At 54.4% G+C, this 241-nt stretch carries 1 pseudogene; it reads right to left on the reverse strand.

Annotated features, from left to right (window positions below):
• Positions 1–241, reverse strand: a pseudogene (gene epmC / locus HMPREF0549_RS09070) (elongation factor P hydroxylase); the annotation flags it as partial.

A 241-nucleotide genomic window follows, 5' to 3' on the forward strand; every position in this document is an offset into this window, starting at 1 on the left:
CCATTTGTCAGATAATCCATCACCTGCGCATGTACTCGCCGTTGAAACACCACACGATCCGGTTCGAAATCCCCTTCCAGATTGTCGCAACTGACGTTAAACGGATATCCCGCCGCCACACAGAACAACCAGTCGAGCGCCTGCGGCTTCACTTCAACATCTTCAAACTGGCTTTGCGTTTGGGCATCGCGTCCGTCCGGGCAATACCAGTAGCCGAAATCAACCAGCTCACGGCGCGCTT

Source organism: Limosilactobacillus vaginalis DSM 5837 = ATCC 49540, from assembly GCF_000159435.1.
Classification (GTDB): Bacteria; Bacillota; Bacilli; order Lactobacillales; family Lactobacillaceae; genus Limosilactobacillus; species Limosilactobacillus vaginalis.